The sequence below is a fragment of the Neorhizobium sp. P1_A6 genome, assembly GCF_056406795.1.
On record NZ_JBFTZM010000002.1, the window covers coordinates 532,318 to 554,962 of the forward strand.

Annotated in this window: 21 protein-coding genes; 1 reads left to right on the forward strand and 20 read right to left on the reverse strand. The window is 60.6% G+C overall.

Annotated features, from left to right (window positions below):
* The first annotated feature begins 161 nt into the window (after positions 1-161).
* Positions 162-1,013 (forward strand): NADPH-dependent oxidoreductase, encoded by an 852-nt coding sequence (locus AC1D3C_RS06640; RefSeq protein WP_477482376.1) that lies wholly within the window; start codon positions 162-164, stop codon positions 1,011-1,013.
* A 182-nt stretch (positions 1,014-1,195) separates the two neighbouring features.
* Here AC1D3C_RS06640 and AC1D3C_RS06645 read toward each other — a convergent pair whose 3' ends face one another.
* The 20 genes from AC1D3C_RS06645 to AC1D3C_RS06740 form a co-directional block, all read right to left on the reverse strand.
* A complete protein-coding gene (locus AC1D3C_RS06645; RefSeq protein ID WP_247036707.1) occupies positions 1,196-1,462 on the reverse strand; it encodes a hypothetical protein in 267 nt (88 codons plus the stop codon).
* 91 nt (positions 1,463-1,553) lie between these two features.
* The gene (locus AC1D3C_RS06650; RefSeq protein WP_477482323.1) at positions 1,554-1,790 is read right to left on the reverse strand and encodes a hypothetical protein; all 237 of its coding nucleotides are present in this window, start codon (positions 1,788-1,790) and stop codon (positions 1,554-1,556) included.
* A gap of 660 nt (positions 1,791-2,450) precedes the next feature.
* Positions 2,451-3,362 (reverse strand): class I SAM-dependent methyltransferase, encoded by a 912-nt coding sequence (locus AC1D3C_RS06655; RefSeq protein WP_477482324.1) that lies wholly within the window; start codon positions 3,360-3,362, stop codon positions 2,451-2,453.
* Positions 3,359-4,075 (reverse strand): ThiF family adenylyltransferase, encoded by a 717-nt coding sequence (locus AC1D3C_RS06660; protein ID WP_477482325.1) that lies wholly within the window; start codon positions 4,073-4,075, stop codon positions 3,359-3,361. Before AC1D3C_RS06660 ends, AC1D3C_RS06655 begins: the two co-directional genes overlap by 4 nt.
* Positions 4,076-4,136: 61 nt before the next feature.
* Positions 4,137-5,585 carry an aKG-HExxH-type peptide beta-hydroxylase gene (locus tag AC1D3C_RS06665; RefSeq protein WP_477482326.1) on the reverse strand — a complete coding sequence of 483 codons (1,449 nt, stop codon included), beginning with the start codon at positions 5,583-5,585 and terminating at the stop codon, positions 4,137-4,139.
* Positions 5,586-5,855: 270 nt separating this feature from the next.
* Positions 5,856-7,553 (reverse strand): S8 family serine peptidase, encoded by a 1,698-nt coding sequence (locus AC1D3C_RS06670; protein WP_477482327.1) that lies wholly within the window; start codon positions 7,551-7,553, stop codon positions 5,856-5,858.
* Positions 7,554-7,587: 34 nt separating this feature from the next.
* Positions 7,588-8,598, reverse strand: coding sequence for a phosphatase PAP2 family protein (locus tag AC1D3C_RS06675; protein WP_477482328.1), 1,011 nt, complete (start codon positions 8,596-8,598; stop codon positions 7,588-7,590).
* Positions 8,599-8,637: 39 nt separating this feature from the next.
* The gene (locus tag AC1D3C_RS06680; protein WP_477482329.1) at positions 8,638-10,590 is read right to left on the reverse strand and encodes an AfsR/SARP family transcriptional regulator; all 1,953 of its coding nucleotides are present in this window, start codon (positions 10,588-10,590) and stop codon (positions 8,638-8,640) included.
* 440 nt (positions 10,591-11,030) lie between these two features.
* Positions 11,031-11,945, reverse strand: a complete 915-nt coding sequence (locus tag AC1D3C_RS06685) for a DUF6282 family protein (RefSeq protein WP_477482330.1) — start codon at positions 11,943-11,945, stop codon at positions 11,031-11,033.
* 32 nt (positions 11,946-11,977) lie between these two features.
* Positions 11,978-12,892, reverse strand: coding sequence for a cupin domain-containing protein (locus AC1D3C_RS06690; RefSeq protein WP_477482331.1), 915 nt, complete (start codon positions 12,890-12,892; stop codon positions 11,978-11,980).
* Positions 12,893-12,915: 23 nt separating this feature from the next.
* The gene (locus AC1D3C_RS06695; protein ID WP_477482332.1) at positions 12,916-13,683 is read right to left on the reverse strand and encodes an HpcH/HpaI aldolase family protein; all 768 of its coding nucleotides are present in this window, start codon (positions 13,681-13,683) and stop codon (positions 12,916-12,918) included.
* Positions 13,684-13,796: 113 nt separating this feature from the next.
* Entirely contained in the window at positions 13,797-14,261 is a 465-nt protein-coding gene (locus AC1D3C_RS06700; protein WP_477482333.1) for a PaaI family thioesterase, read from the reverse strand.
* Complete coding sequence (locus AC1D3C_RS06705; RefSeq protein WP_477482334.1) at positions 14,261-15,142, reverse strand: beta-keto acid cleavage family enzyme; 882 nt, start codon at positions 15,140-15,142, stop codon at positions 14,261-14,263. Before AC1D3C_RS06705 ends, AC1D3C_RS06700 begins: the two co-directional genes overlap by 1 nt.
* Before the next feature lie 86 nt (positions 15,143-15,228).
* Positions 15,229-16,029 carry a helix-turn-helix domain-containing protein gene (locus AC1D3C_RS06710; protein WP_051900409.1) on the reverse strand — a complete coding sequence of 267 codons (801 nt, stop codon included), beginning with the start codon at positions 16,027-16,029 and terminating at the stop codon, positions 15,229-15,231.
* Positions 16,030-16,239: 210 nt separating this feature from the next.
* A complete protein-coding gene (locus AC1D3C_RS06715; RefSeq protein ID WP_477482335.1) occupies positions 16,240-17,463 on the reverse strand; it encodes an MFS transporter in 1,224 nt (407 codons plus the stop codon).
* Between the two features lie 226 nt (positions 17,464-17,689).
* Positions 17,690-19,201, reverse strand: a complete 1,512-nt coding sequence (locus tag AC1D3C_RS06720; RefSeq protein ID WP_477482336.1) for a tripartite tricarboxylate transporter permease — start codon at positions 19,199-19,201, stop codon at positions 17,690-17,692.
* A 7-nt stretch (positions 19,202-19,208) separates the two neighbouring features.
* The gene (locus AC1D3C_RS06725) at positions 19,209-19,688 is read right to left on the reverse strand and encodes a tripartite tricarboxylate transporter TctB family protein (RefSeq protein WP_040124556.1); all 480 of its coding nucleotides are present in this window, start codon (positions 19,686-19,688) and stop codon (positions 19,209-19,211) included.
* Positions 19,689-19,732: 44 nt separating this feature from the next.
* Entirely contained in the window at positions 19,733-20,230 is a 498-nt protein-coding gene (locus AC1D3C_RS06730; protein WP_477482337.1) for a nuclear transport factor 2 family protein, read from the reverse strand.
* 15 nt (positions 20,231-20,245) lie between these two features.
* A complete protein-coding gene (locus AC1D3C_RS06735) occupies positions 20,246-21,079 on the reverse strand; it encodes an amidohydrolase family protein (protein WP_477482338.1) in 834 nt (277 codons plus the stop codon).
* A 65-nt stretch (positions 21,080-21,144) separates the two neighbouring features.
* On the reverse strand, positions 21,145-22,125 hold the full coding sequence (locus AC1D3C_RS06740; protein ID WP_477482339.1) for a Bug family tripartite tricarboxylate transporter substrate binding protein: 981 nt from the start codon (positions 22,123-22,125) through the stop codon (positions 21,145-21,147).
* Positions 22,126-22,645 lie beyond the last annotated feature (520 nt).

A 22,645-nucleotide genomic window follows, 5' to 3' on the forward strand; every position in this document is an offset into this window, starting at 1 on the left:
ACCTTCCACAGAGCTGTCTGCGCGTTGCGCTGTGGTCCACCGAGACGAAATAAAATCCCATTTTCCGCAGGTTATTTAAGATGCGGCCGGCATGCCGCGTCTTGGACAAAGTGCTAGGCTGGCGACGACCGAAGTTCCAAACCCATGAACAAGGACACGCGATGTCGGCCGACCCCCTCGCCTCTCCTCCACAGCGCAAAACAGCAACCGATTTTCTGTGCCGCCGTTACGGGAAAGACCAGCCGGCAAAGACTGTGGAATGGAACGACGCTCTTGAGGCTATTCTTTCGCACCGCTCCGTCCGAAACTACCTGCCAAAGCCTGTGCCGGAAGGCATTCTGCAATTGGCTATCGCCGCAGCGCAATCGGCACCGACATCCTCCAGTTTACAGGCGTGGAGCGTCGTCGCGGTCGAGGAGCCGGAACGCCGGGCAAGGCTTGCCGAACTTGCCTCTCCCAACCCGCAGATTCTCTCCGCGCCGCTTTTCCTCGTCTGGTTAGCCGACCTGTCTCGGCTCCGGAAAATCGCCGCCGAGCACGGCAAGACTGGCGAAGGCCTCGACTATATGGAAAGTTTCCTGCTGGGCGCGATTGACGCGTCGCTCGCCGCTCAAAATGCACTCACGGCGCTGGAATCGCTCGGTCTTGGGACCTGCTATATTGGCGGTATCCGCAATCACCCCGCCGAAGTGGGTGAAGTCCTTGGTCTTCCGCCGGAGGTCTTTGCGGTATTTGGCATGACGGTCGGATATCCAGATCCCGCCGTCGAGACCGAAGTCAAACCGCGTCTGCCGCAATCACTGGTCCTGCACCGCGAGTATTATCAAGCCAGACCTTCCGACGCGGATCTCACTGCCTATGACGATACGATGCGCACCTTCCAAACCAGGCAAGCCATGGCTGCTCGGGGTTGGACGACTGTCATCGCCAACCGCATCGCGGATGCCGCGGCGCTGAAGGGTCGGCATGCGCTTCTCGACGTCGTGCGGCACATGGGGTTCAAGGTGAAGTAACAAAAAGGCGGCCGGCGCGATATGAAACGCCGCTCGCCATTTGCGCCACTGGTTGAAACATTGGTCATCAGCTTCTTGGTTCCAAGAAGGATGATCGTTCAGGTTTCGACTATCTTGGACGAGCCATCGCTAACGAAAGGAGCGCCGAGAAATCCCGGCGCCCGATTTTCAATCCTGGCTGTTTATCGACCGCGCACTGCGCCGTCGTAATAGTCGCCGCTGTCGATCATGGGAGACGCAGGATCATTGAGGCGCTGATCACGCTTCAACAGCGGGTAGCCGTAACGGGTGACCGAGGGGATGCCCGGTGAATCCGTCGTGACCGCCAGATTGTCGCGGTCGCGAGAGGCGCCCTCGTAATAATCGCCTTCCTGCGCAAAGGCATTGCCGCCTGCAAAAGTGGATACCACCAGGGTGGCGAGGACGGTGGAGATGACAGAGTTTTTCATGATCATATTCCTTGTTTAGCCTGATCGGCTTCTGGTGCGACCCAGCCGATCGATGTCTTGAATGAACTGTCTGGATGCTTGCTTCCGGGGTCTACTGCCGTTCGTCGCCGGCAAGCCGGTTGTCGCGACGGGTTGGGGCGCGGACTTGCGCCACGTCGCGCGCGACATCGGCTTTTGTCTCGGCTTTGGCGGCATCCACCGGAGTGGCGAACGAAACCTCGTTTCCGGAAGCAGACTGATGGCCGTCGTAGGCCAGGACATGTCCGGCAACCGAAGCCATGCAGGCCGCGGCAACGAGGAAGGCAATCTTTTCTATAGGCACAGTCATTTCTCACTCCATTATTTGGCGAAACCCGCTTCTGCGGACATCGTGTTTGATTTTAAGTCTGGCGAGACAGCAGTCGCTGTCATCGATTTTCCGAATGACTGGAGGATCTCCTCTCGGCCCGCTGAACGGTATTGCCGAAGCTCTCCTTGAGCTCTTCATCCTTCGGAAACGAAAGCAGGCATGAGGATCTGCCCACCGGCTTGAAGCGTTTGTGAGCGTGGGGCCTCCGCCTATCGGTCGAGTGCTGCCGGGAACGGGCAATCTCAGCCAGCCGGACTGTGTCTCCACCGTCTTTCGTGATGAGACTTTCTCTCGAACCCGTCATCGCCTCGCCAGCGCGGCGTTAAATTTCCGTAAAAAATCGCGGTGAACAGGAAAACAATGAAGAGAATCTCAATACTTCGAATCTCTCGCCCTAACGAAGGTACAAAAGCCAACAGAATCGAATATCGCGACGAGCAAACAGCCAGTCTTGCGGAGACTGACCGGGGAAATCTCAACATCTGAGCATTTGGGGGAGAATCTGATCTGGCTGAAATCGCGAATTTCATCGCAGCATTCAGGCCGTAAAAGCCTGGCTCGGCAGCAAACGTTTATCTGAACGAGGCCTGCGGTTTTGATTAATCCACGAGACAATCTGAGTTGATGTCGGTCTGGGTTTTACGGATATGCGCTATGCAGGCTAACCGCCCTTGCTGCCTCCCGCCAAAAGCTGCGCCGGACGACAATCGGGCGGCGCGCGGAAACATGACGATTGGACGTGACCGCGTCGAACGCCATCGGGACTTCCGTGCGTTCGCGTTGCGTCACGCCTTCGGCAACGGTCTGTTCGCCGGTGCGCGCTATCAGCAGATAGGGATGTCGGTGATGCGCCAGCTTGCTGATCAGCCGGCGGCGTTTCGCCATCGCCTCCGCCAATTCCTGCATCTTCGGAACCGTGTGCAGGATATGGCGCGCCACCCGGGCTGCAGCACTGTCTTCAAAATGGAACCGAGACAGCCGCTTGATCTTTCCGACGCTGAATCCTGCGTCTTCGTGGACGGACACGATGTCGTTCAGTCCGTCAGGCGTCCACCCCAGGCCGAACATTTCCTTCTCCTCCTGGCGAAGAGAAGGAGGTACGTCGGCGTCGTAGACATAGTGGCAATCCATCAGGAGTCCGCATGGCCTCAGGCATCGCGCCACCATCCGGTAGAGATCCAGCGGTCGGTCGAAAAAGGCGGCACTTCCTCCGCATATGATGACATCCGCCTCCGAGATGATGTCGGGGAGCGCGACCGTGTCGGTGCGGGAAAATACCGCTGTCGAATCCTCCAGCCGTGCGACCTCGCGCGCGACCTCGATTATCGCCGGATTTTCATCCACGCCGATCACTTCGGCTTGCGGAAAAGCCCGTGCAACCCTGCGGCTGATCCAGCCGGTATTGCAGCCGAAGTCGACGATCTTGCGCGCGTCGCTGGGGATGGCGGCAAGTATCGCCTCCATCATCGCCTCCCCGCCAGGCGGCACGTTCTTCTGCTTCAGAGCTGCGACGATCGAGAAATAGTAGTCCTGGGAAGAGAGGGGCTTCATGGTTGACACACCTTGCAATCGTGGCTCTTGGAAACGGGATGCAGCGAGGCGTGGCCCGTGGCTGGAGCAAAGAGCCAGCGATGGCCGCGCAATGAACTGCTGTGGGTAAGGCGTTCGATAGCGATCTGCGAAACCGCAAAGCAGGCAATCAGCGCGTTGTCGGCCGGCGACGGCGGAGCTATGACCCCCGTGTCAACCGATGCCGGCAATGTCGAGCAACAGAAGGGGCACGCGTCATCCGGCAGCGCCACCAGCGGCCCGGCGACACAAAACGGGCCGAGTTGGCCGACATGCAGGTAAGGTGGAGGCACTGGCGCCGTCGCATGATATTCCGCCAGGAATTGGCGGGCCAGGGAACCATTGTCCTCTGCAAGTATCAGGAACGGTTTACGCGTGCGGGCCAGGGTGAGTCGGGCAGCCTCCGTCCCATCGGCGAACTGGGTCATGATCGCGACTGCGGCAGAAAAGCGGGAGGCGAGATAGGTTGCCAACCGGTCGCTCTTTAGTCGACCGGTATCCTCCGCTGTCGCCCGGCTTCTTCGGTTTTGGCTGCTCTCTTCGATGCGGTCGCCATCCACGAGGAAGAAATTGCGAGCCCCGAGTGCCGCAAGCTGGGAGGCGATCTGGGAGCCGAGGCCTCCACATCCGAGAATTACGAAATCCGTGTCGTGAATGACATCAAAGAGATCGGCATGATATTCGAAGGCTTTCATGATCGTTTACCTTTGATCCAGTCGAGGACTGCTGCGAATTCACACGAACCGCGCTTGCCCATCACGCATGCGCCATCACGGTCGAACCTGACGTTCCCGCCAGCGCGACATCTTGAATGGAAGGCGCATCGGGGGGTCGGATGGTGGCTTTGCGGATCGTATGGAGCCGGCCATCATACCAGAGGCTGAGACCATCGCCGCTGCTCTGCAGCATCGGCCGGCCCATCCTTGGGTCGATCGGCTGCTCTCCCCGCAGAATCACCTGCCCGAGATCCCAGGCCTGACGATCCACGACGCACCGGCGCTGGGCGTAATAAGCCTGGCGCCGGGCCATCGGCTCCCGTTCCAGGAGTCGGTCGACGAGCGCCAAGATTGCGGCGCCCCAGGAAGGAATGACGGCGATGTCCCGGAGGTCGAGAAGAACATCGCCGCCCAGACGCTCGATCCCCTCGCGGGCGATATCGATGAGCGGAATCAGGCGGGCAGCATACGCAATAACAAAAGCTGCTTCCCGCGTGCGGTGCTCAGGCGGTGCTCTGAAAGGCAAGCATGCGATGCGAACGGCACACTCCCAGGGAATGGCGTAGGCCATATGCAGGATGCTTTCGAGCGTCTGTAAACTATGGGTGTATGGCGAGACGTAACGGAGTTCGGCGGGCAGCGATAACGGCGCAGCCGCAGTGTACAGCCGCAGCAGGACATGCCCCGCTTCGCGCAGAAGCTCCGCGGCGGTGGCGGGATAGTCTTCGGCGTCCAGTCTTTCCTGCGACAGGACCACGACGGCACTCCCCGGCAGATCCCCGGAGCTGGAGACCGAGCTTATCGCACCGCGCCGGGTGCCGATATAAAGGGTATGAAGGCCTGCAGTCAGCCGTTGGTAGCTGCCGGGATCGACGGTCGAGATCAAGGTAATGGCCTCGGCGAGATGATCGGCGATCCGGTCGATATCGCGGTCGCTCGTCTGGGCATGTTCGAGGCCGGAATCGGCCGGCAGGCAACGGGCGATGCGCTTGCCCAGGGTGCGGCTCGCTTCCTGACTGTCGATCAGAACAAGACCGATACCGCAGGCAAGTCGGCGCACCGGATGGCGCTCGAGCGCAAGGTCCTCGGCCACAAGACGAGGCTGCAGGTTGTCGTCCACAACCTCGGAACTGGCGCCATCAACGTAGCTTTCCAGCGCCCGCTGAAGCTCATCCATCCAGGCAGCCAGAGCCGGAGACCGGTAAGGGTCGCTTCGCACAGGCAGGAAGGCTGAAGTGGGCAGGAAAGCGTCGGCATCATGATATCCGCCATCGGACAGGCCCGGGAAATAGGCGGCCAGGGCCTCTACTCTTTCAACGCTCTCCGGCAGTTCGGAAGCGGCCGCAAGAATTCGGGCATAACGAGGTCGCTGTTTCAGCATATTGCCCGTTGCAGCCGCATTCACGAAACCGGACCTCGAAAAGAGCGGATTACGCTGGAGCAAGGCTCTGGCTTGATCCGCCAACTGCTCGATTTGATAAGCAGACATCTTAAGCTCTCCTCACCCCGGACGCTTTCAAACCTCGTCATGAGGCGCGCCACTCCAGGGAAGATCAGTTGCCGCCGGAACCGGCCGCATCGACGGCCATCCGGCTTGAAACCACGATCTCGTCTGGTCTTTCGATAAGAGGAGCTTCTTGCCGACCCGTCATCGGCACGCCAGCACTGCGTTAAACTTCCGTTAAAAGGACGTTTCGCCGACAAAAAAGCCCCCATTTCAGGGGGCTTCAATTCTGGTGATCCTTGCCGAGAGCCGGTGTCAGGGAGTCAAGACGGCGGCGATCGCTGCGGGGACATCGGGCAGGCCGAACCCGAAGAAGTAATTCATCTCGAGAGTATCTTCGCCATCGGCGTTCATGCAATCGGGAGTAAGAGCGCGCATTCCGGGCGCTACGGTCGCATGCAGGCGGGAAGTGGCCTGAAGGATCGACTTGACTGCGGGGCCTGAGAGCCGCGCATCGCCATCATTCTGGCTCTTATGTGCCCGCTGGATCAATGCGCAGATGCCCCCCACCTGCGCAGAGGCTCCGGACGTGCCGCCGAACGTCGTGTAATAGCCTCCGCCAATACCGGGACTGGCTCCGAATGGCACAATCGACGACCATGGATCGGCCCCCCGGTTGTAGCCGAATGCGCCGGCAAGATCGGTCGTCAGCAACGAGAAGTGCGAATACTGATATTCCCGCAGTCCGAATGCCTGATAGTCATGCTGCGCGGCGAAAGGAGAGAGACGATCGATACGCAACTGATGACGATTGAAAACTTCGCCGTCATCGGATGGCGAGACGACCGTAAGCCCCTCGCCGTAATTGCTGTATCCTGAACGGTAGCCCTCGACCGTCACCGCGCCGACTGCGATGACCCCGTTGTCATCGGCAGCCAGACTGGCCGGATAGATCAACTGGCTTTCACCGCTGTTTCCCGCCGCGCAAACGATCGGAATATGATGGCTGATAGCGACGATGAGCCTCTTGAGGATGTGCCACGCCCGATCAGGGTTTGATCCCTTTTGCGCAGCTTTCGGCTCCAGTTCGGCACCACCATGTTCGGCCAGCGAAATACGGGCGAACAGATCGGCAGCGACCTGATTTTTCCAGCGTTCGAGATCGGCCTTCAATTCGTTCTTCGGAATAACCCGGCTGCGCTTCGGGTCCGGTAAGCCGCGTGGCATGACGATGACGTCGACGCGCTGATGGTACGCGTAGAGAAACGCGGCGATGAACTGCAGGACATCGTCCTCGAAAGACGTCCTGATCGAGATCACCCGCGAGAAGGGATCGACACCGAAATAGGGGAGAACATTGCGATTGGCGCTCGGGCATGGCGTGCCGCCATCACCGTAGAATATGCCCTCGGGAAGTGCCGAGGGATCTCCGTCCTGCGTCGCCACGGCCGGTTCGCCGACGATCAGGCCGGCACAGCAGGTGCCATGGGAAGCAAAAAGCGACTCCGGCTGGAACAGCCGGCGGACGACGCCCTGCGAGGCAGCATATTCGGCGACGATATCGTCGAGATATTCCCGATCATCGTTGGACAGGCCGAGATTTCCCAACGGGGTGATATCAAGCCCGGCGAAGAACGCCTGCTTTTCTTCACGATCGAAGGAGGTGGTTGCGTCGAGGATTTCGGCGACGCGCGAGCCGTAACGATGGGTCGTGAGGTCGATCGACGCTTCCCGGTCAAGCCGCGTCGCCAAATTCGGATGATCGGGCGCTATTCCGACATCGATCAGCGCCACGCGGGCGGGATGGATAGGACCGGCAGCCGCAATCGTATCCCAGACACTTCCCGCGATCTCCGGGTCAGGGACTGGGGACGCGGCGGTCTCGTTTTCGGACGGCGGTACGATTGGCGGCGAACCGTAATCGGCATCGATGACGCCCAAGGCCGTCAGATGCCAGAGATAGTAGTAGTCCATCGGTACAGCTTGCAGCGCTTCCATGTCGGCGGACGTCATGACCTTCGTTCTCCCCAAAGAATAAAAACCGGCCTCAAACCCATTCGTCGTGGACCGCCTGGAAAAGCGACCCGAACGCATCATGAAGGTATGGGGCGAAGCGACGCGCCAGATCCCGGCCAGCTTGCGTATCGCTCGGATAATGCAATCCGGCCCATTCGCGATTTTCAGCGACGTTCTGCGCGATACGGGCGAGGTCGTCCGTCGCGGGATGTTCAGGCAGGATCGTCGAGAAAGCGAATACGATCGAAAAGCACTGGAAGGCATGGTTGCTGGGATAGGACTCGTGCACCGGCACGGGCAGAAGCGGCCGCAACAGGGATTCGAACTGGTTCGGCCGAAGCCTGTTGAACTGGCTTTTGTAGAGAAGCCCGACATATTCGCAGGCGGTCAGGATCGCCTGAAACAATCCCTCGGTCTGTTCGAACCCTCCGATATCCTCGATATGCAAGGCGCGGGTGAATTCCGACACGGAAATTGTCGCCTCAGCCTGGATGTCGGGCAATCGCCTCGCCCGCTCACGATCGCGCCGCTGCATGGAAAGCAGCACCGCTGCTTCCAGTCTGGTGTAGTCCGGGCCGGGTGGCGGCAGGATGTCGAGCATTTCCCAGGTAAAGCGCCGCGCGGCCGTAAACGCGTTGCGCGACGGCTGTTGGTGCAATCGACGCAATTCAAACGCCGGAATGAGCTGCGATACGCCGAGGCTTGCGCCGTCCATCGTCGACTTGTTTTTGTTCTTATTTTTGTTTTTATTCTTGTTCTTGTTGAGCGCGGCCTTGTTGAGCACCGACTTGTTCGCAACGCTCTTGTTGAGGACCGAGGCAGCTGCCATTGTCGCCATCATCAACGGAGGTTCGTCTATGGGGGGACCTTCCTCAGGCAAAGGAGCCGGCGCAGCGGGCGGCGGTGCTAGCGCCTCCGGAAGGGGAGCCGCGACAGGCCTCGGCTCGCATGGGAGAACCGTGTCCGGCTCAACTTTAAATTTATATGAATTCATAAACTGCACAATCTTTGATTGCGCATCGAAAATTGCTTCCCGTACCATGCCCCAGCCCCCTCAAATAAGACCATCATGAATGTTGCCTTAGCGAATTCTGGCGCCGGCCTTGATCAAGCCGTCGAGCAGCAGCTTTCCGCCGCCGGTGCTGAGCAATGGATAGCCCGTGCCGCGAAACGACGTTATGGAGAACCCGTTTTCAACCTTATCGAGCCGTTCCACATATTGGTTCGCGACCTCCAAATTGCCCGCGTGGGCATGGCTGGAGGCGAGATAGCGCAACAGGCTATTGAAGTTCGGCCGGGAATGCAGCGCATCCTCGCCTGCCGCGATCGCTGCCGCGTGGTCTCCTGCCAACCCGGCGCTGATGCATTTCGTGGTATCGAAGTAATATTTATGCGCGCTGTAGACGCCGAGCTCCTGAACCCACCGCGCCATTGCACTGGCCCTCTCCGGCTGCCCCGCATAGCAGTGCAGCATGGCATAGAGATCCCATCCCAGCGGCAAGGCCGGGTTGAGGCGGATCGACTTCTCGAACAGACCGGCGGCGTAGTCGTATTCCCGAAACAGGAACGAATGAACGTGTCCGACCAGCGCTAAAGAGACGGAATTGTTCGGATCGAGTTCAAGGGCCTTTCGCGCATAGGCCTGGGCCTCTTCGATCAGATGCGCATCCAGCGCGCTGAAGCGCTGGCCGACCTGGAATGTGCGGATGAAGGACAACCAGGCGAAGGCAGAGGCTCGCGGCTGGTATTGAATCTGCTCCTGCAATTGCCTTTCCGCTTTTTCGAGATCGCCTCGCGAAAGCCGAAAAATTGCGTTGACCGCATCGATGAAAAGACCATCGCGGCCGAGGCGACCGTCGCCGGCGCTCAGCTCCTGAAACAGCGACAGCTGGTCGACTGCCTGGCTGATCAGAGCCGCGGCGATCCCGTATTCGGACCGCTCCATCTGGGTGCGTCCGATCATACGGCTGCCAAGCCATATGATCCTGTTGTCCAGCAGATGCTTGATCGCCAGCTCCACCAACACCTGACTGCCATCGTAGGTCAGCCGCAGTTGAAGACACAGTGGCAGACCCATTTTTCGATCCGGTTGGCCAAGGTGCGGATCGAAGGAGAGATCGGTAATGCCGAGCCCCAATCCATCGAAGATCGCCTTGGCGAGCAGGTTCTGAAACTGCAAAGCCGCGATCTGTCCGCCATCTCCGGCGCCCACGACAATCGGCGGCTGGAGAGCGATGGTCCACTGAATATTGTCCGGGGACGGCGGCTTGTCCGGATCATTTCCTGCGGCGGCCGGGGGAATATCGGTCGGGCGCTGGTCGGGCAAGCCTGTCAAAGGCAGCAATGCCGATAGCGTGCTGACATCGCGGCGGGGCTGCTGGCGAGGCTCGAACACGTCGTCGACGCGACCTTCTTCGATGCGACGGTACCAGTTCTGTCTCTCGACCGTCAGCCAGTCTTCGAATTCAGGATCGCGGATATCCATGCCTTCGAGCAGTTCATCGGTGATCTGATCCGCAAGGCGCTCGCTGCGCAGCATTTCATCGGTGTCGAGCGCGATGCTGTCCATATCCAGCCACACGGTGTTCTTGTCGGCGATGATGAGATCGCGACACGAACCCAGGGCTTTGTGAATATCCAGCAGGGCCTGTCTCAGGCTGGCAGCCGCCTGATCCTCGGAGCGGTCACTCCACAATTTGTCTCTCAGCCAAACCCGCGAGCGGGACCCTCGCGCAGACAGTGCAAGCATTGCAAGAATTGCCTGGGCCTTCTGGGACCTGGGCGTGGCGGATTTCCCTTTGCTGTCGACAAGGCTGAACGGGCCAAGCAGGTACATCCGGAACACTGCATGTTTTTCATCCATGCGATCCATCGGTCCAACTCGTGTTGTGCCCCTTTCGATGAAATCATCGAACCCAGGCCGCCCGTCCGACAGGCAGTCTGACACAAAAGCGTCCCTTGACAAGAGCGCGACAGGCGCACTTGCGCTTCTGTAGTGCATGCCAGCGTTGTGGCCATCAACGAATTGAAGCATGAAGAGCATCCCAGGAAACCGTGGAATTGCCCTAGCGCGCCGCTGTCAAAGCAGCGTCAAAACAGCGTTAAAAAACGAGGCCTGACGAGCTGCACTGAAGCCCAGCCTTTACATTTTCTCGGGTTGGAGAACCGTCGTGTTGATCCGAAACGTCCGGTTTCCCCGAGAGTGCAACCGTCCCCTCTGACAGCTCAACGATGGTCAAAAGACATCTGCCTGCCTTTTCAGGGCAGCGGCGGCAACGTGTCGTTTCCTGGAAATGGGGAGCGGCTGATCCCATGGCCAGTTGACCTATAATACAGGGGATCCCTTGGCCATTCATCCTATCCGTTCTCCGTGACAAGCCCCCTAATATTGGTAGGGGCCATCCGCCATTTTGGGTAGGCACGTTTACGGTTTGCAGATCGCTTACAGCACGTGCTTCTTGGGGCAGGTGCCTCTCAAAGCAGCTCCACCGCATTGCCGCCCACCAGTTTGCGAATATCGGACCTGGGCACCTGCAGGTCGAGCAGGTCGTTGACGATGGCGCGGTATCCTTCGACCGGACGCGGCATCTTCACGAGGCCGAGGTCGGAGCCGAATATCGTCATCTCCACGCCGGCCAGATCCACGAGGCGGCGCAATTCAGCAGCGTCCCATCTGGCTGGGCCGCGCTCGTTGGGGATGAACATGCAGATGGAATGTTCCATGTAGACGCCAAGCCGGCTCAGTTCCCGGATATCGTCGTCCGAGCAGCCGATGACATAGGTGGGATGATTGATCATCATCTTCTTCACCCCCCGCCGCTTGGCTTCCGGATAGAGCACTTTCAGCTCGTCCACCGACAGATGCCCGCTCGAAAGGATGATGTCGCCGGCAGCGATCACGTCGAGAACGTCATTGGTTTCCTTGGTAAGCCTGCCGTTCTCGTCGAGCACGCTCAGCGGAATGGGCGGCAGCATCGGATCGGCGCTCTTTGGATAATTCTTGGTCTCGTTGGCGCTCTTGTCGATATGGTTCGCCGCCGCGAATGTCGGCATCCAGACGATCTTGCCGCCGAGCTTGACCGCGTGATCGACCGCATGCGGATTGATACCGCCGCTCGCGTTGTTGAGCGCGACACCGGAATAAAGGCGCACGCCCGTATCCGGATAGAGCGTCTCAAGCAGCTTGGCATGCGCCATGCCAGGGTAGAAATGATCCTTGTAGACCAGCGCGGAAAAGCCGGCTGCGGACGCCTCGACCATGGCTTCGTAGTGATCCAGCAGCCGCGGGAAGACCGCCGGCCCGCTATGGCAGTGGAGATCGACCGCGCCGACAAGAAGATCGGCGATCTCGGCATTTCGGTCAGTGGTGGCGGCGGACGCTTCGGTCATGCAAAGTACTCCCTTAAGGGCTGATAATCGGATCAGCGTGCGGTGTTGCCTGGCGCGGGATATTCGTTGGCATTCAGCACCCAGCCGGGTTTGGCGGAAAAATCGGCGCGCGGCGGGCTGAAGATGTCGACCAGGACGTTCTTCACCGGGTCCATCGACCGGGACGTGTGGATGGCCGGGGGCGGAATGACGGCGACGGAGGGCGCTGCGCAAAGCTCCGCGTCGTCCGGCCTCCAGGCATTGAGATCGCTGATCCAGGGCCAGCGCAGGTAATGGATGTAGGCGCCCGCGACGCAGAGCGAATACTGTTCGAAATCGTCGTGGAAGTGCGGCGACATCCTGGTGATGTCGCGCGGCCCACTGCCGGGCAGGAAGTTGACCATGATCGTCGAGCAGCGGAAGATGATGCCGAAGCGGCCGGGTTCCGGCGGTACGTCAAGGCTGTATTGACGCAGCTTGTGGCCGCCGACCGGGTCGGGCCAGGGCTCGAACGGCGGGACGTTCGGGTCTGGGCTCAGATAGGAGTCCGCGTTCGAGCATTTGGCGACGAGATCGGCGGCGCGGGTGGTGATCAGCCGGATCACTTCGCCGTCGCCTTTCAACTGTACCTCGCTGTCGCCTGGAGGCACGACGACGATGCAATAGCCACCAACCGCAATGCTCTGACCGTTCCAGCGGACCTCGACCGGCGTATCCCTGTTGGGAAGCAGAACCACATATTCGTCGACCTGGTTGGCCCTGGAAAGCACGAGGCCGGCTTTGCCCCTGGTGTGCGCGACCACAAGGTTCTGGCCCCGCGCATAATAGGTCTCGCTGCCGCCCGTCACCTCCTGCGGCGGGGCATCATAGAAGCGGGCATATTCCGCGCCCTTGTAGGCGGCAGGAGCGGGATTGCTGCGGGCCGTTGCAGTATTGAGCGCCGCCCGTGGGTCGTTTGCTGCGTACATGTCCAATTCCTGACGTGATCGTTTCAGTTGACGGCCGCGCTGAACTCGGCGCGAATCCGGTTGGCGCTGGCGCGCAAAAGGGCCTGGTCGGAGGAAACGATGAAGGCGCTTGCGCCGTCCGCACGGAAAGGCGCGACCTCATCCACCGAGCCGACCATGATGCAGATGGGTTTGCCGGCATTGCGGGCAGCGGCCATGATGCGCGCAACAGCATTCTTGACCACCGGCTCGCTCGCCGACTTGGCGCCGAGCGAAACCGTCAGGTCACCGCGACCGATGAATATCCCGTCGAGCCCGTCGACGGCCACGATGGCCTCGATGACATCGATCGCTTCGCGATCCTCGATCATCGCCAGCACGACGATATCGCGGTCCTGCGCCTCGATATGCGCCCACATGCCGGTCGCGCCGTAACCGCCGGCGCGCGGCGAATTGGAAAAGCCGCGGGCCCCGCCGCGATATCGGCTGGCGGCCACCGCGGCGCGGGCGATCTCGACTGAGGCTACATGCGGGACCAGCACACCGCTGGCGCCGCAATCGAGCACCGACTGGATGGCGCTCGGGGCCGACGAGGGCACCCGGACGAGGCCGGCGATATCGTTCGCCCGGCATCCCAGCAGGATCTGGTCGGTCGTGAAACGATCGATCGGCGCGTGCTCTTCGTCAATCACCACGAAATCGAACCCCGCGCCGCCGAAGATTTCCGAGGCATGGCTGGTGGGCGTCTTGACGAATGTGCCGAGCAGTTGCCGAGACGCCTTGAAACGCGCCGTAAACTCCGTCCGTGGCATGCTTTTCCTCCCCGAGGCCGCTTTGTTTCTGTGACTCTGCGGCGTTTGGCGGCATTCGGCGAGGGTCGGCGTGGGGACATTTCAATGACTGAAATACAAACCGACGGACCTGTTCAGCCGACCGGCTTGACCAGCTTGAACACCGCCTGCAGCGATGCGACAGCCTCGTTGCCCACTTCCACAAGCCCGTCCAGGAACACCAGCGTGCGCGTTTTTCGGGTGACACGACAGCGGGCGATCACGAAATCGAACGGCCGCACGGCCGCGAGGAACTGCACGTTGAGCTGGACCGTGACGGACCGCACCGACGGCGCATCAGGTTCCTGAGCGCGCGACAAGGTTTCATGGAGCGTGCCGCCCAATGCCTGATCGCAGAAGGTCGCGAGCGCGCCTCCATGCATCACGCGCGCGTTGTTCAGAGTCTGCGGCGTGCAGAGTAGTCCGAAGAGGATCTGCCCATCCTCCTGCTTCTGCCAGAACGGCCCGACCACATCGGAGAAAGGGTTGGACCGGCGCTTCGTCCAGCCTGCCGCGGCAGGATCGAAGACGGTCTCGGAAACCGGCTCGAGACCATTCATCAGGCGGCCATCCTTGCCGCTTCGAGCGACAGGATCTCGCGGGCTTCCGCCGGCGTCGCGGGCTCTGCCCCAAGTGCCCTGATGATTTCGATCGCGCGTTTGACCAGCGGCGCATTGCCTTCGGACAGAACACCATGTTCCAGGTAAAGGTTGTCTTCCAACCCGACGCGGCAATGGCCGCCGAGGATGACCGACTGGGCGACCATGGGCATCTGAAAGCGGGAAATGCCGAAAGCAGACCAGATGGCGCCCGGCGGTAAAAGCGAGCGCATCAGGAGCATCGCCTCGGTCGTCGCCGGAGCGCCGCCCGGAATCCCGAGGCAGAACTGGAAGAATGGCGGTTGCGGCAGGTGCCCGGCTTCGAGCAACCGCACCGCGACGCCCACATGGCCGACATCGAAAACTTCAAGCTCCGGCTTCACACCGGCCGCCTGGATGGATTTCGCCATGGCGATCAGATGCGGCGGCGTATTGACGATCGCCCGGTCGCCGAAATTCATGGTCGCCACATCCAGCGTGCAGATATCGGGGCGCAAGCGCGAAACATGGTCGGTGCGAACGGTGGGAGACAGGACAGGCGGCACGGCAGTCTCGTCCAGTGTCGGCGCGTAGCCAGCGCCCGGACCGGCGGTCAGATTGACGATCACGTCCACTCCGGAGCGTCCGATACGCTGCATCACCTCCTCATAAAGTTCGAATTTCATCGAGGGGGCGCCGGTCTGCGGATTGCGGACGTGGATATGCACCGAGGCAGCACCGGCCCGCGCGGCTGCAATCGCCTCATTGGCGATCTGCTCCGGCGTAATCGGTACATATTGGCTGTTCCTGGATAAAGCACTGCCGCCCGTGACGGCACATGTCAGCACAACCTTACGCTTCATTGGATCCCTCTTTGGGTTGGTCACGATTGGACACAGCGAGGCCTGCCCCGATCGAGCACGCCCAGCGGATCAGTGTTGATTGTGGCTCAGTAGCCGGCGCTATTGAGGTTGCGCATATCCACTTTTATGGCGGATGCGGTCTCGAGCATGGGCTGGATTACGCTCTCCACGATGCGATCGGACGGAACCGCGGTACGATAGAAGCCGACCCCCATGCAGGCAGAGCAACGCTGACCGTCGAGGATCGGGACAGCCACGAAATCGAAAACCCGCCGCGGTCCGCCGACACGGGCATAACCGCGCTTGCGGGTTGCCCTGAGGTCCCTCAGCACCCGCGCGGCATCGAACGGCTTGCCCTGCCCGCGGCGCTGCTGGGTCAGTGCGTTCAAAAGCAGCGCACGCTCCTCGTCATCGCAGAACGCCAGGTAACACTGCCCCATCGCGGTCAGTTCCAGATCCAGGAACCGGTGCAGCACGGGAAACGGATAGGACCAGGGACTGATCGGCGCCGTGGTAAAACTGACCAGGATGTGGCCGTCGCGCAGCGTTCCGAGGCTCACGGGCCACTTGATATCATTGGTCAACGCCACCGCCCGCGACCGCGCCGCCTCGATTAGCAACGGAGCGCCGCTGAACCCGGACGCAAGCGAGACGACCTTGGAGGTCACGCTATAGCCGCCGACGAAATTGTCGCGGACGACGTATCCTTCGCTGATCAAGGTTTCGAGCATTCTGACGATCGTCGACTTGGAAAGGCCCGTCACCTGATGCAGCGAGCCGATGGTGGCGATACGCTGGGCATTGAGCGCCTGCAGCAGCAGCAGAACCCGGCGGGCGGATTCGACGGGAGCATAGGACGCCTTGTGTTCGTCGACGCTGCCACGCAATGAGTTAGCCCTGCAATGAAGATCGTTATATTTCGGCAGCTGCGGAGATCTGGCCGGTCTCTCCTTAAGCTCGCTATCCAGCATCCAGAACTCCTCCCAGAATTCCCTCTGCACCGGTCTCCCAACCAATGCCTAAGCAAACGGTAGTCCCCGCCGGGCGATGAGGCCAGAGGCTTCTTTTTTTCATTTCAGCAGATGAAATGAAAACGGTCACGATTGCTGCCGGCGGAAGGCCAGCGCGATGGCGCCGGAATAACAGGCGGCAAGCGCCGCGACGCCGACGATGGGAATGACCATGCCGACAAACGTCGCCGCGGTTCCGATGACGAAACTACCGACCGCGGGACCGCCACGGATGATCATGCTGTAGATTCCCATCACGCGGCCCAGCTTGCCGGGCTCACTCTCCAGCTGCAGCAAGGCTTGTCCGGCGATCCCCGCATACATGTTGGCGAACGACATGCAGAAGATCGCAATCAGCGCGAGGTGAAAGCTCGGCGTCAACGCGAGCACCGCAAGGGCGGCGGTGGCGCAAATCGCGGCAAACGCGATACCAAGCAGGCCCCGCGCACTCGGTGGCCGCAGCAGGGTTATCGTGCCTGAGACCACCGACCCGAAGGCGGAAGCCGCCATCAGCCCCACGAACCCGTCTATGCCTTTCCCGAACAGGGCATCGGAGATTGCCGGAAGCATCTGCAATATCCCGTTGACGCTGATCCCGGTCATCCCCAGCAGCCCCAACGTCGCGAGAAGGCTTTTGTGGCGACGCACGTAACGAAAGCCATCGGCGGTGCCCGATCGCTGAACAGCGTCTGAGGGTCGATCGATACCCTTCTGGACCCGGATCATAGCCAGCGCATAAGAGAAGAAGGCGATTGCCGCGGCACTCGCCGCAAAGGTGACGCCGACATTGACTTTACTGATCAACAGCCCGGCGATGATCGGGCCAACGAACCGGGCGAGGTTGAAACTCAGCGCATTGACCGCCACTGCCGCATGCAGATAGTCCGCAGGCACGATTTCCCGAATGAGCGACAACCGCGCCGGCTGTTCGAGACTGCTGGAAATTCCAAGGATCAGGGTGAGCCCGAGCAGCACTTCGACGGTGGTGAGCCCCAGCCACGAGAGCAGGGCCAGCGCCACGGACTGCAGAATGGCGACAGATTGCGCCGAACGCAGCACCTTGATCTTGTCATGCGCGTCGGCGAGCGAGCCGGCAAAGCTGCTGAKGAAGATCGACGGCAGCATGTCGGCGGCGGCAATCAACCCGAGCCAGAATGGCGACTTGCTGAGCTCCCATGCCAGCCATGCGACGCCGATCTTCTGCATCCACATGCCGAGGACGGAGACGATGCTCCCGATGGCGAAACGGCGGTAATGCGGGTCCTTCAGGGCAAGCAGAGGGTTGTAGCGTCCGACCTTGTCAGCGCTCATCAGCACAGCCGGAAAAATGGAAACTCAGCAGATATTGCAAGTTTCACCTGTGAATATCGGGGTTGGTTGATGGGTGGGAAACGCTGTCCGGCTGTTTGCCGGATTTCGATGAGTTACAACCCGGACGGTCGAGGGGTCCACCTTCGCCGCGCGGCGATTTCACGACATGAAACACGATCGCGCCATAACACGTGGTAAAATCCGCCCTGCAACGATGGAGAAGCTCTCAATCCTCTTCCGCAAAAACGACCCTGCGGCGGTTGCGGATCGCCGGAAAGAGCACCGCAAAGAGTGTCACTGCCGCGACAAACAGCAGGCCGGCGGTGAGCGGCCGCTGGAAAAACACCAGCGGATTGCCGTCCGCCAGCAGCATGGCGCGCCGCAGGTATTCTTCCAGCAACGGTCCGAGCACAAAGCCCAGCAGCAGGGGCGCGGGTTCGCAATCGAGCTTGGTAAGGCCGTAGCCGATAACTCCGAAAATCGCCATCACGACCAGATCGAACGGATTGTTGCCGACACTGTAGACGCCAATCGCCGAGAAACCGATGATCGCCGGAAAAAGGTAGTGGTTGCGCACCGAGAGCAGCTTTACCCACAGCCCGACAAGCGGCAGGTTGAGGATCACCAGCATCAGATTGCCGATCCACATCGAGACGATCACACCCCAGAACAGAACCGGCTTCTCATTGACGAGATTGGGGCCCGGCGCCACGCCTTGCAGCATCAGCGCGCCGATCATCAGCGCCATGATCGCGTTCGAGGGGATACCGAGCGTCAGCATCGGGATGAAGGAACTCTGAGCGCCGGCATTGTTGGCCGATTCCGGACCGGCAACACCGGCGATCGCGCCGTGGCCGAACCGTTCGGGATGGCGGGAAATCTTCTTTTCCAACGCATAAGACGTGAAGGACGACAGCATCGCGCCACCACCCGGCAGGATTCCGAGAATGCAACCGAGCCCCGTCCCCCGCAGGATAGGCCAGGCTGACTCCTTGATATCCGCCCAGGTGGGCATGAGGCCGGTGACGCGCGTGGTCAGCACATCCCGCTCCTGCTCCTTTTCATCCTCGAGACCACGCAGGATTTCGGCGATCGCATAAACGCCGGAACCGAAGGCGATGATCGGAATGCCATCCGCGAGGTCAAGCGTGCCGAGCGTCAGGCGCATGCTGCCGGTATAGACATCGGTCCCGACGCAGCCGAGCAGCAGGCCCAGCACGATCATGACAAGTCCCTTCAGTACCGAACCGTGCGCCAGCGCGATCGAGGCCACGACCCCCAGCACCATCAGCGCAGAATAGTCCGAGGGACCGAAGCTGAGAGCAAGCGAGGTCAGCGGCAGCGCAAACAGCGCGATAACGAGCGTCGCGACGCAGCCGGCGAAGAACGAGCCGAGCGCGGCGATGGCAAGTGCTGCCCCTGCCCTGCCCTGGCGCGCCATCTGGTAACCGTCGATGGCGGTCACCGCCGATGTCGCCTCGCCAGGCAGGTTGATGAGGATCGCGGTGGTGGAGCCGCCATATTGGGCGCCGTAATAGATGCCGGCCAGCATGATCATCGAGGCCTCCGGCGCAAAGCCGAACGTCACCGGCAGCAGGATGGCGATCGTACCGAGTGGACCGATGCCCGGCAGCACACCGACGGCCGTGCCGAGCAGGCAGCCGATGAAGCAGAACATCAGATTGGAAGGCTCAAGAACCGCCCCGAAGCCGAGCGCGAGATTGGCAAAGATATCCATGGCGTTTCTAACCCGTGATCAGGTCGCCCCAGAGGGCGATTGGCAGGTTCAGGAGATAATGGAATACCGCCACGCAAAAGACGGTGAAACCGACGGACAGCAGAAGGGATTGGCGCAGGGTGGCAAACCGGCTGGCAAAACTGGAAAAGAAGATCGTCAACGCCACTGCAGCCACCAGACCCAGCGACTGGATGGACGCTGCAAAGACCAGGGGGGACCCCATGATCAGAATGGACGCCTTGACCGGGGCGAACCGCAACGGCTGGGCGCCTGCGGGGATCGGCGTGAAAGCCACGGCCAGGGACAGGAACCCGAGCACGATCGAGAGCATGACGGGAAAGAACCCGGCCCCCATCTCGGCCGCCGTGCCGATCTTCAACGTTTCATAAGCGTAGATGCCGACAGCCACGCTGAAACCTACGAAAATGGCGGCGAAAGTGACATTTCGGCGACTGAGCGGGCGGTGCTGTCGCGTTGCGATGGCCATGCTGTTTTCCTCCTCAACGGCATTCGATCGGTATGATATGGAAATTAGCTCTGAGCCTGCGAGCTGCCCTCCGGCAGCAGGGCCTCCCGCAGATCTGCCGGCATCGTCGTCGTCGGCTCCTGCCCCTTGAACAAATGGGTAAACACCTTCGACTGGATCTTCCAACCATCCGGCCAATCGCGCACGACCACTTCGAGAACGTCCGAAATGCTGTTTGGCCCGTTGATGGGCAGGACCGGCAAGCCGTCGACCGCATAGATGGTCATGATATATCGGATCGTGGCCCGATCTCGGCTTTCGATCGAAACCATCGGGTTGTTGATCAGATGGCGCGCAACGCGTTCGCCCCGGCTGCGGCGCCAGTCGTAAAACGCCTTTATCTGCTCCCTGCCGATAAAAGCCGAAAGGCCTGACCCGAACACGCCGTCCTCGGTGAACATCATATGTGCACCGGCACCCCAATTGGTGTCGACATCGTTCCAGTACTCGGTGACGAGGGACAGGATTTCGGCCTTGGCAGTCAATTCCGCGAATGCATCCATTTTCAGTCCCAGCTTTTACATGAAGTAGAGTTCGAGGGCATTTCGACCGGCGATGCGTCGCCGCATGACCGGGTCAGGCACCCATTCGGAAAGCGCCGCCACGGTCTCTCCGTAGGTCACGTTGTTTTCGTAGGCGGCAAAAGGCCAGTCGCTCGCCCAGACCAGCCGCTCCCCGCCCGTCCGCTTCACCAGCTCCCGCGCGCAATCCACGGCGGCCGAGGGCGGCTTGAACCGATAACCCGCCGAAAGCTTGACCCAGGTATTGCCACGATCGATCGCGTTGAGGACGAGGCGAAATCCGGGATCGTCCACACCCTTGCCCGCCTCCGGCATGCCCATATGATCGATCACCACGCGCGCGCCCGCTGCCTCGATCTCCTCTATCATCCCCGGCAGTCGATCCGCCCGTTCGATCAGGTGCACGTGCCAGCCGAGATCGGCGACCCGCCGCAGCAGCCGGCGATAGTCCGGCGAGGTGATATCCGGCGCCTCCGCAAGCGTTCTCCACATCAGCCGGATGCCGACGAAGCCGTCGTCGCGCATCCGCTCCAGCTCGTAGATGCCGATGGACGGAGAGACGATTGCCGTTGCCCGCAGGCGGCGATATCTGCGCAAAGCATCACGAACGTAGTCGTTGTATTCGCCATGCAAGCTGGCGGCAGCCACCACCCCGAGCGAGATGCCATGGTCGTCGAGCAGCTTGATCAGCCGCTCGGTGCCTGCATCTTCCGGCGGTCGGTGCCAGGCGTCAGGCGCCAGCGGCAGGTCCGTCGTATAGATGTGAAAATGTGCATCCACCAGCGGCGCGTCGGCGGGCCGATGTGACCGGACAAGGGTATCACTCGACATCGGATGCGCTCCCGGATTTCGTCAATCTGCCGGCCGCCGCTCTCGGTCTCGGAGAGACCGAAGGACTATTCGCTCCGGATCTTGTATTTGGTGATGATGTTCCGCCACAGCGCTTCTTCATCGACGACGATCCTGTGGAACTCCTCGGGTGTGGTCGGCGCCGGGACCTGGCCCGCAACGGCGAATTTCCGGATGGCGTCGTCCGACTTCAGATATTCCGTGAGCACGTCGTTGATCTTCTTGACGACCGCCGGGGGCGTACCCTTGGGCGCCATGATGCCGCCCCACGGTACGGCAACGAGATCGAGCCCCGCCTCCTTCAGGGTCGGAACGTTCGGCAGTATCTTGACCCGGTTGGCTGAGATCACCGCGAGCGGCTTTAGAGTGCCTGCCTCGATGTGTTTGATATAGGCATCACCGAGATAATCCACGGAGAGATCCAGGCTCGCCGACAGCATGTCAGTCACGATCGGCGGGCTGCCCTTGTAGCTGACGAGCTTGATGTCGATTCCGGCCATATCCATGATCGCGGTCTCGATCATGTGACCGTAGGAGCCGATGCCGTTGTTACCGGCGCTCACCTGCGAGGGGTGCTCCTTCACATAGCTGATCAACTCGCTGAAATTGTTGGCCGGAAAATCCTTGCGGGCCACCAGCACCATGTCGCCAACCGAAAACTGGATGATGTGCTCGAAATCCTGCAGCGGCTTATAGGCCAGCCCGGGCATGGTATTGGTGAAATTGGCAGCCGGTCCCGGATAGGCGGTGACCAGCGTATAACCGTCCGGCTTCTGGCGAGCCACGTAGCCCGTGCCGATCGCGCCGCCAGCCCCCGGCTTGTTTTCGACAATGACCGTTTGCCCGATGCCCTTTTCCAGCGCCGCGGCCACCAGCCGCGCCAGATAATCGCTGCCTGCCGAAAAGGCGTGAACCAGAGTGACCGGCTTGTCCTTCGGCCATTCCGCCGCCAGCCCGGCACTGCTCGCTGCGTTCACACCCGCGAACGCCAGCAAGGCAAGACCGATCGATGTCAGTATCCTGCGCATTGTCTCTCCTCCCTCAAACCGGATCGGCGCTTGATGCTTCTTGTTCCGGTGGAGATGGATCATAGACAAAAGCCGAGCCTCGGCTATTGCAGTGAGGCATCTGTTTCAAAGGTTGAAATAGGGGTCTGCAGTCGGTGGAGGCCAAGACTGCAAGTTTCACAAAGTCCCGGACAGGGATTCAGTAAAGCTCATGCCGCTCTGCGCCCTCTTTCACCCCAGAGCAAGGCCGCAGGCCTGCCGAAACGATTTGCGTCCTGACCTCGTCCGGCAAGCGCCGGTGAAGTCACGTGCGGACTTCCCGGCCAAGAGAACCACCACTGTAATCTTCATGAAGAAGCGCCCGTTGCTCGTCCAGGGAAAGCTGACCACAGATCAAGGCGGGCAGGATTACGGGCGCATCGGCAACAGTTGGTCAGACAAACGCTAAGTTATTGAGGTAATTTAACTTCTTGTCTCGCTGGAATGCATCAATTTCATACATCGGCATTAAACCCGCAGCTTCCGATAGAGCCTCCTTTAT

Coding starts and splice junctions, on each gene's coding strand:
- AC1D3C_RS06690 (WP_477482331.1), bottom strand. CDS start 12,892: ATGTACGCAGCAAACGACCCACGGGCGGCGCTCAATACTGCAACGGCC.
- AC1D3C_RS06655 (WP_477482324.1), bottom strand. CDS start 3,362: ATGAAGCCCCTCTCTTCCCAGGACTACTATTTCTCGATCGTCGCAGCT.
- AC1D3C_RS06740 (WP_477482339.1), bottom strand. CDS start 22,125: ATGCGCAGGATACTGACATCGATCGGTCTTGCCTTGCTGGCGTTCGCG.
- AC1D3C_RS06640 (WP_477482376.1), top strand. CDS start 162: ATGTCGGCCGACCCCCTCGCCTCTCCTCCACAGCGCAAAACAGCAACC.
- AC1D3C_RS06680 (WP_477482329.1), bottom strand. CDS start 10,590: ATGCTTCAATTCGTTGATGGCCACAACGCTGGCATGCACTACAGAAGC.
- AC1D3C_RS06670 (WP_477482327.1), bottom strand. CDS start 7,553: ATGACGTCCGCCGACATGGAAGCGCTGCAAGCTGTACCGATGGACTAC.
- AC1D3C_RS06650 (WP_477482323.1), bottom strand. CDS start 1,790: ATGACTGTGCCTATAGAAAAGATTGCCTTCCTCGTTGCCGCGGCCTGC.
- AC1D3C_RS06720 (WP_477482336.1), bottom strand. CDS start 19,201: ATGGATATCTTTGCCAATCTCGCGCTCGGCTTCGGGGCGGTTCTTGAG.
- AC1D3C_RS06660 (WP_477482325.1), bottom strand. CDS start 4,075: ATGAAAGCCTTCGAATATCATGCCGATCTCTTTGATGTCATTCACGAC.
- AC1D3C_RS06700 (WP_477482333.1), bottom strand. CDS start 14,261: ATGAATGGTCTCGAGCCGGTTTCCGAGACCGTCTTCGATCCTGCCGCG.
- AC1D3C_RS06675 (WP_477482328.1), bottom strand. CDS start 8,598: ATGGTACGGGAAGCAATTTTCGATGCGCAATCAAAGATTGTGCAGTTT.
- AC1D3C_RS06645 (WP_247036707.1), bottom strand. CDS start 1,462: ATGAAAAACTCTGTCATCTCCACCGTCCTCGCCACCCTGGTGGTATCC.
- AC1D3C_RS06730 (WP_477482337.1), bottom strand. CDS start 20,230: ATGGATGCATTCGCGGAATTGACTGCCAAGGCCGAAATCCTGTCCCTC.
- AC1D3C_RS06685 (WP_477482330.1), bottom strand. CDS start 11,945: ATGACCGAAGCGTCCGCCGCCACCACTGACCGAAATGCCGAGATCGCC.
- AC1D3C_RS06665 (WP_477482326.1), bottom strand. CDS start 5,585: ATGTCTGCTTATCAAATCGAGCAGTTGGCGGATCAAGCCAGAGCCTTG.
- AC1D3C_RS06705 (WP_477482334.1), bottom strand. CDS start 15,142: ATGAAGCGTAAGGTTGTGCTGACATGTGCCGTCACGGGCGGCAGTGCT.
- AC1D3C_RS06695 (WP_477482332.1), bottom strand. CDS start 13,683: ATGCCACGGACGGAGTTTACGGCGCGTTTCAAGGCGTCTCGGCAACTG.
- AC1D3C_RS06725 (WP_040124556.1), bottom strand. CDS start 19,688: ATGGCCATCGCAACGCGACAGCACCGCCCGCTCAGTCGCCGAAATGTC.
- AC1D3C_RS06735 (WP_477482338.1), bottom strand. CDS start 21,079: ATGTCGAGTGATACCCTTGTCCGGTCACATCGGCCCGCCGACGCGCCG.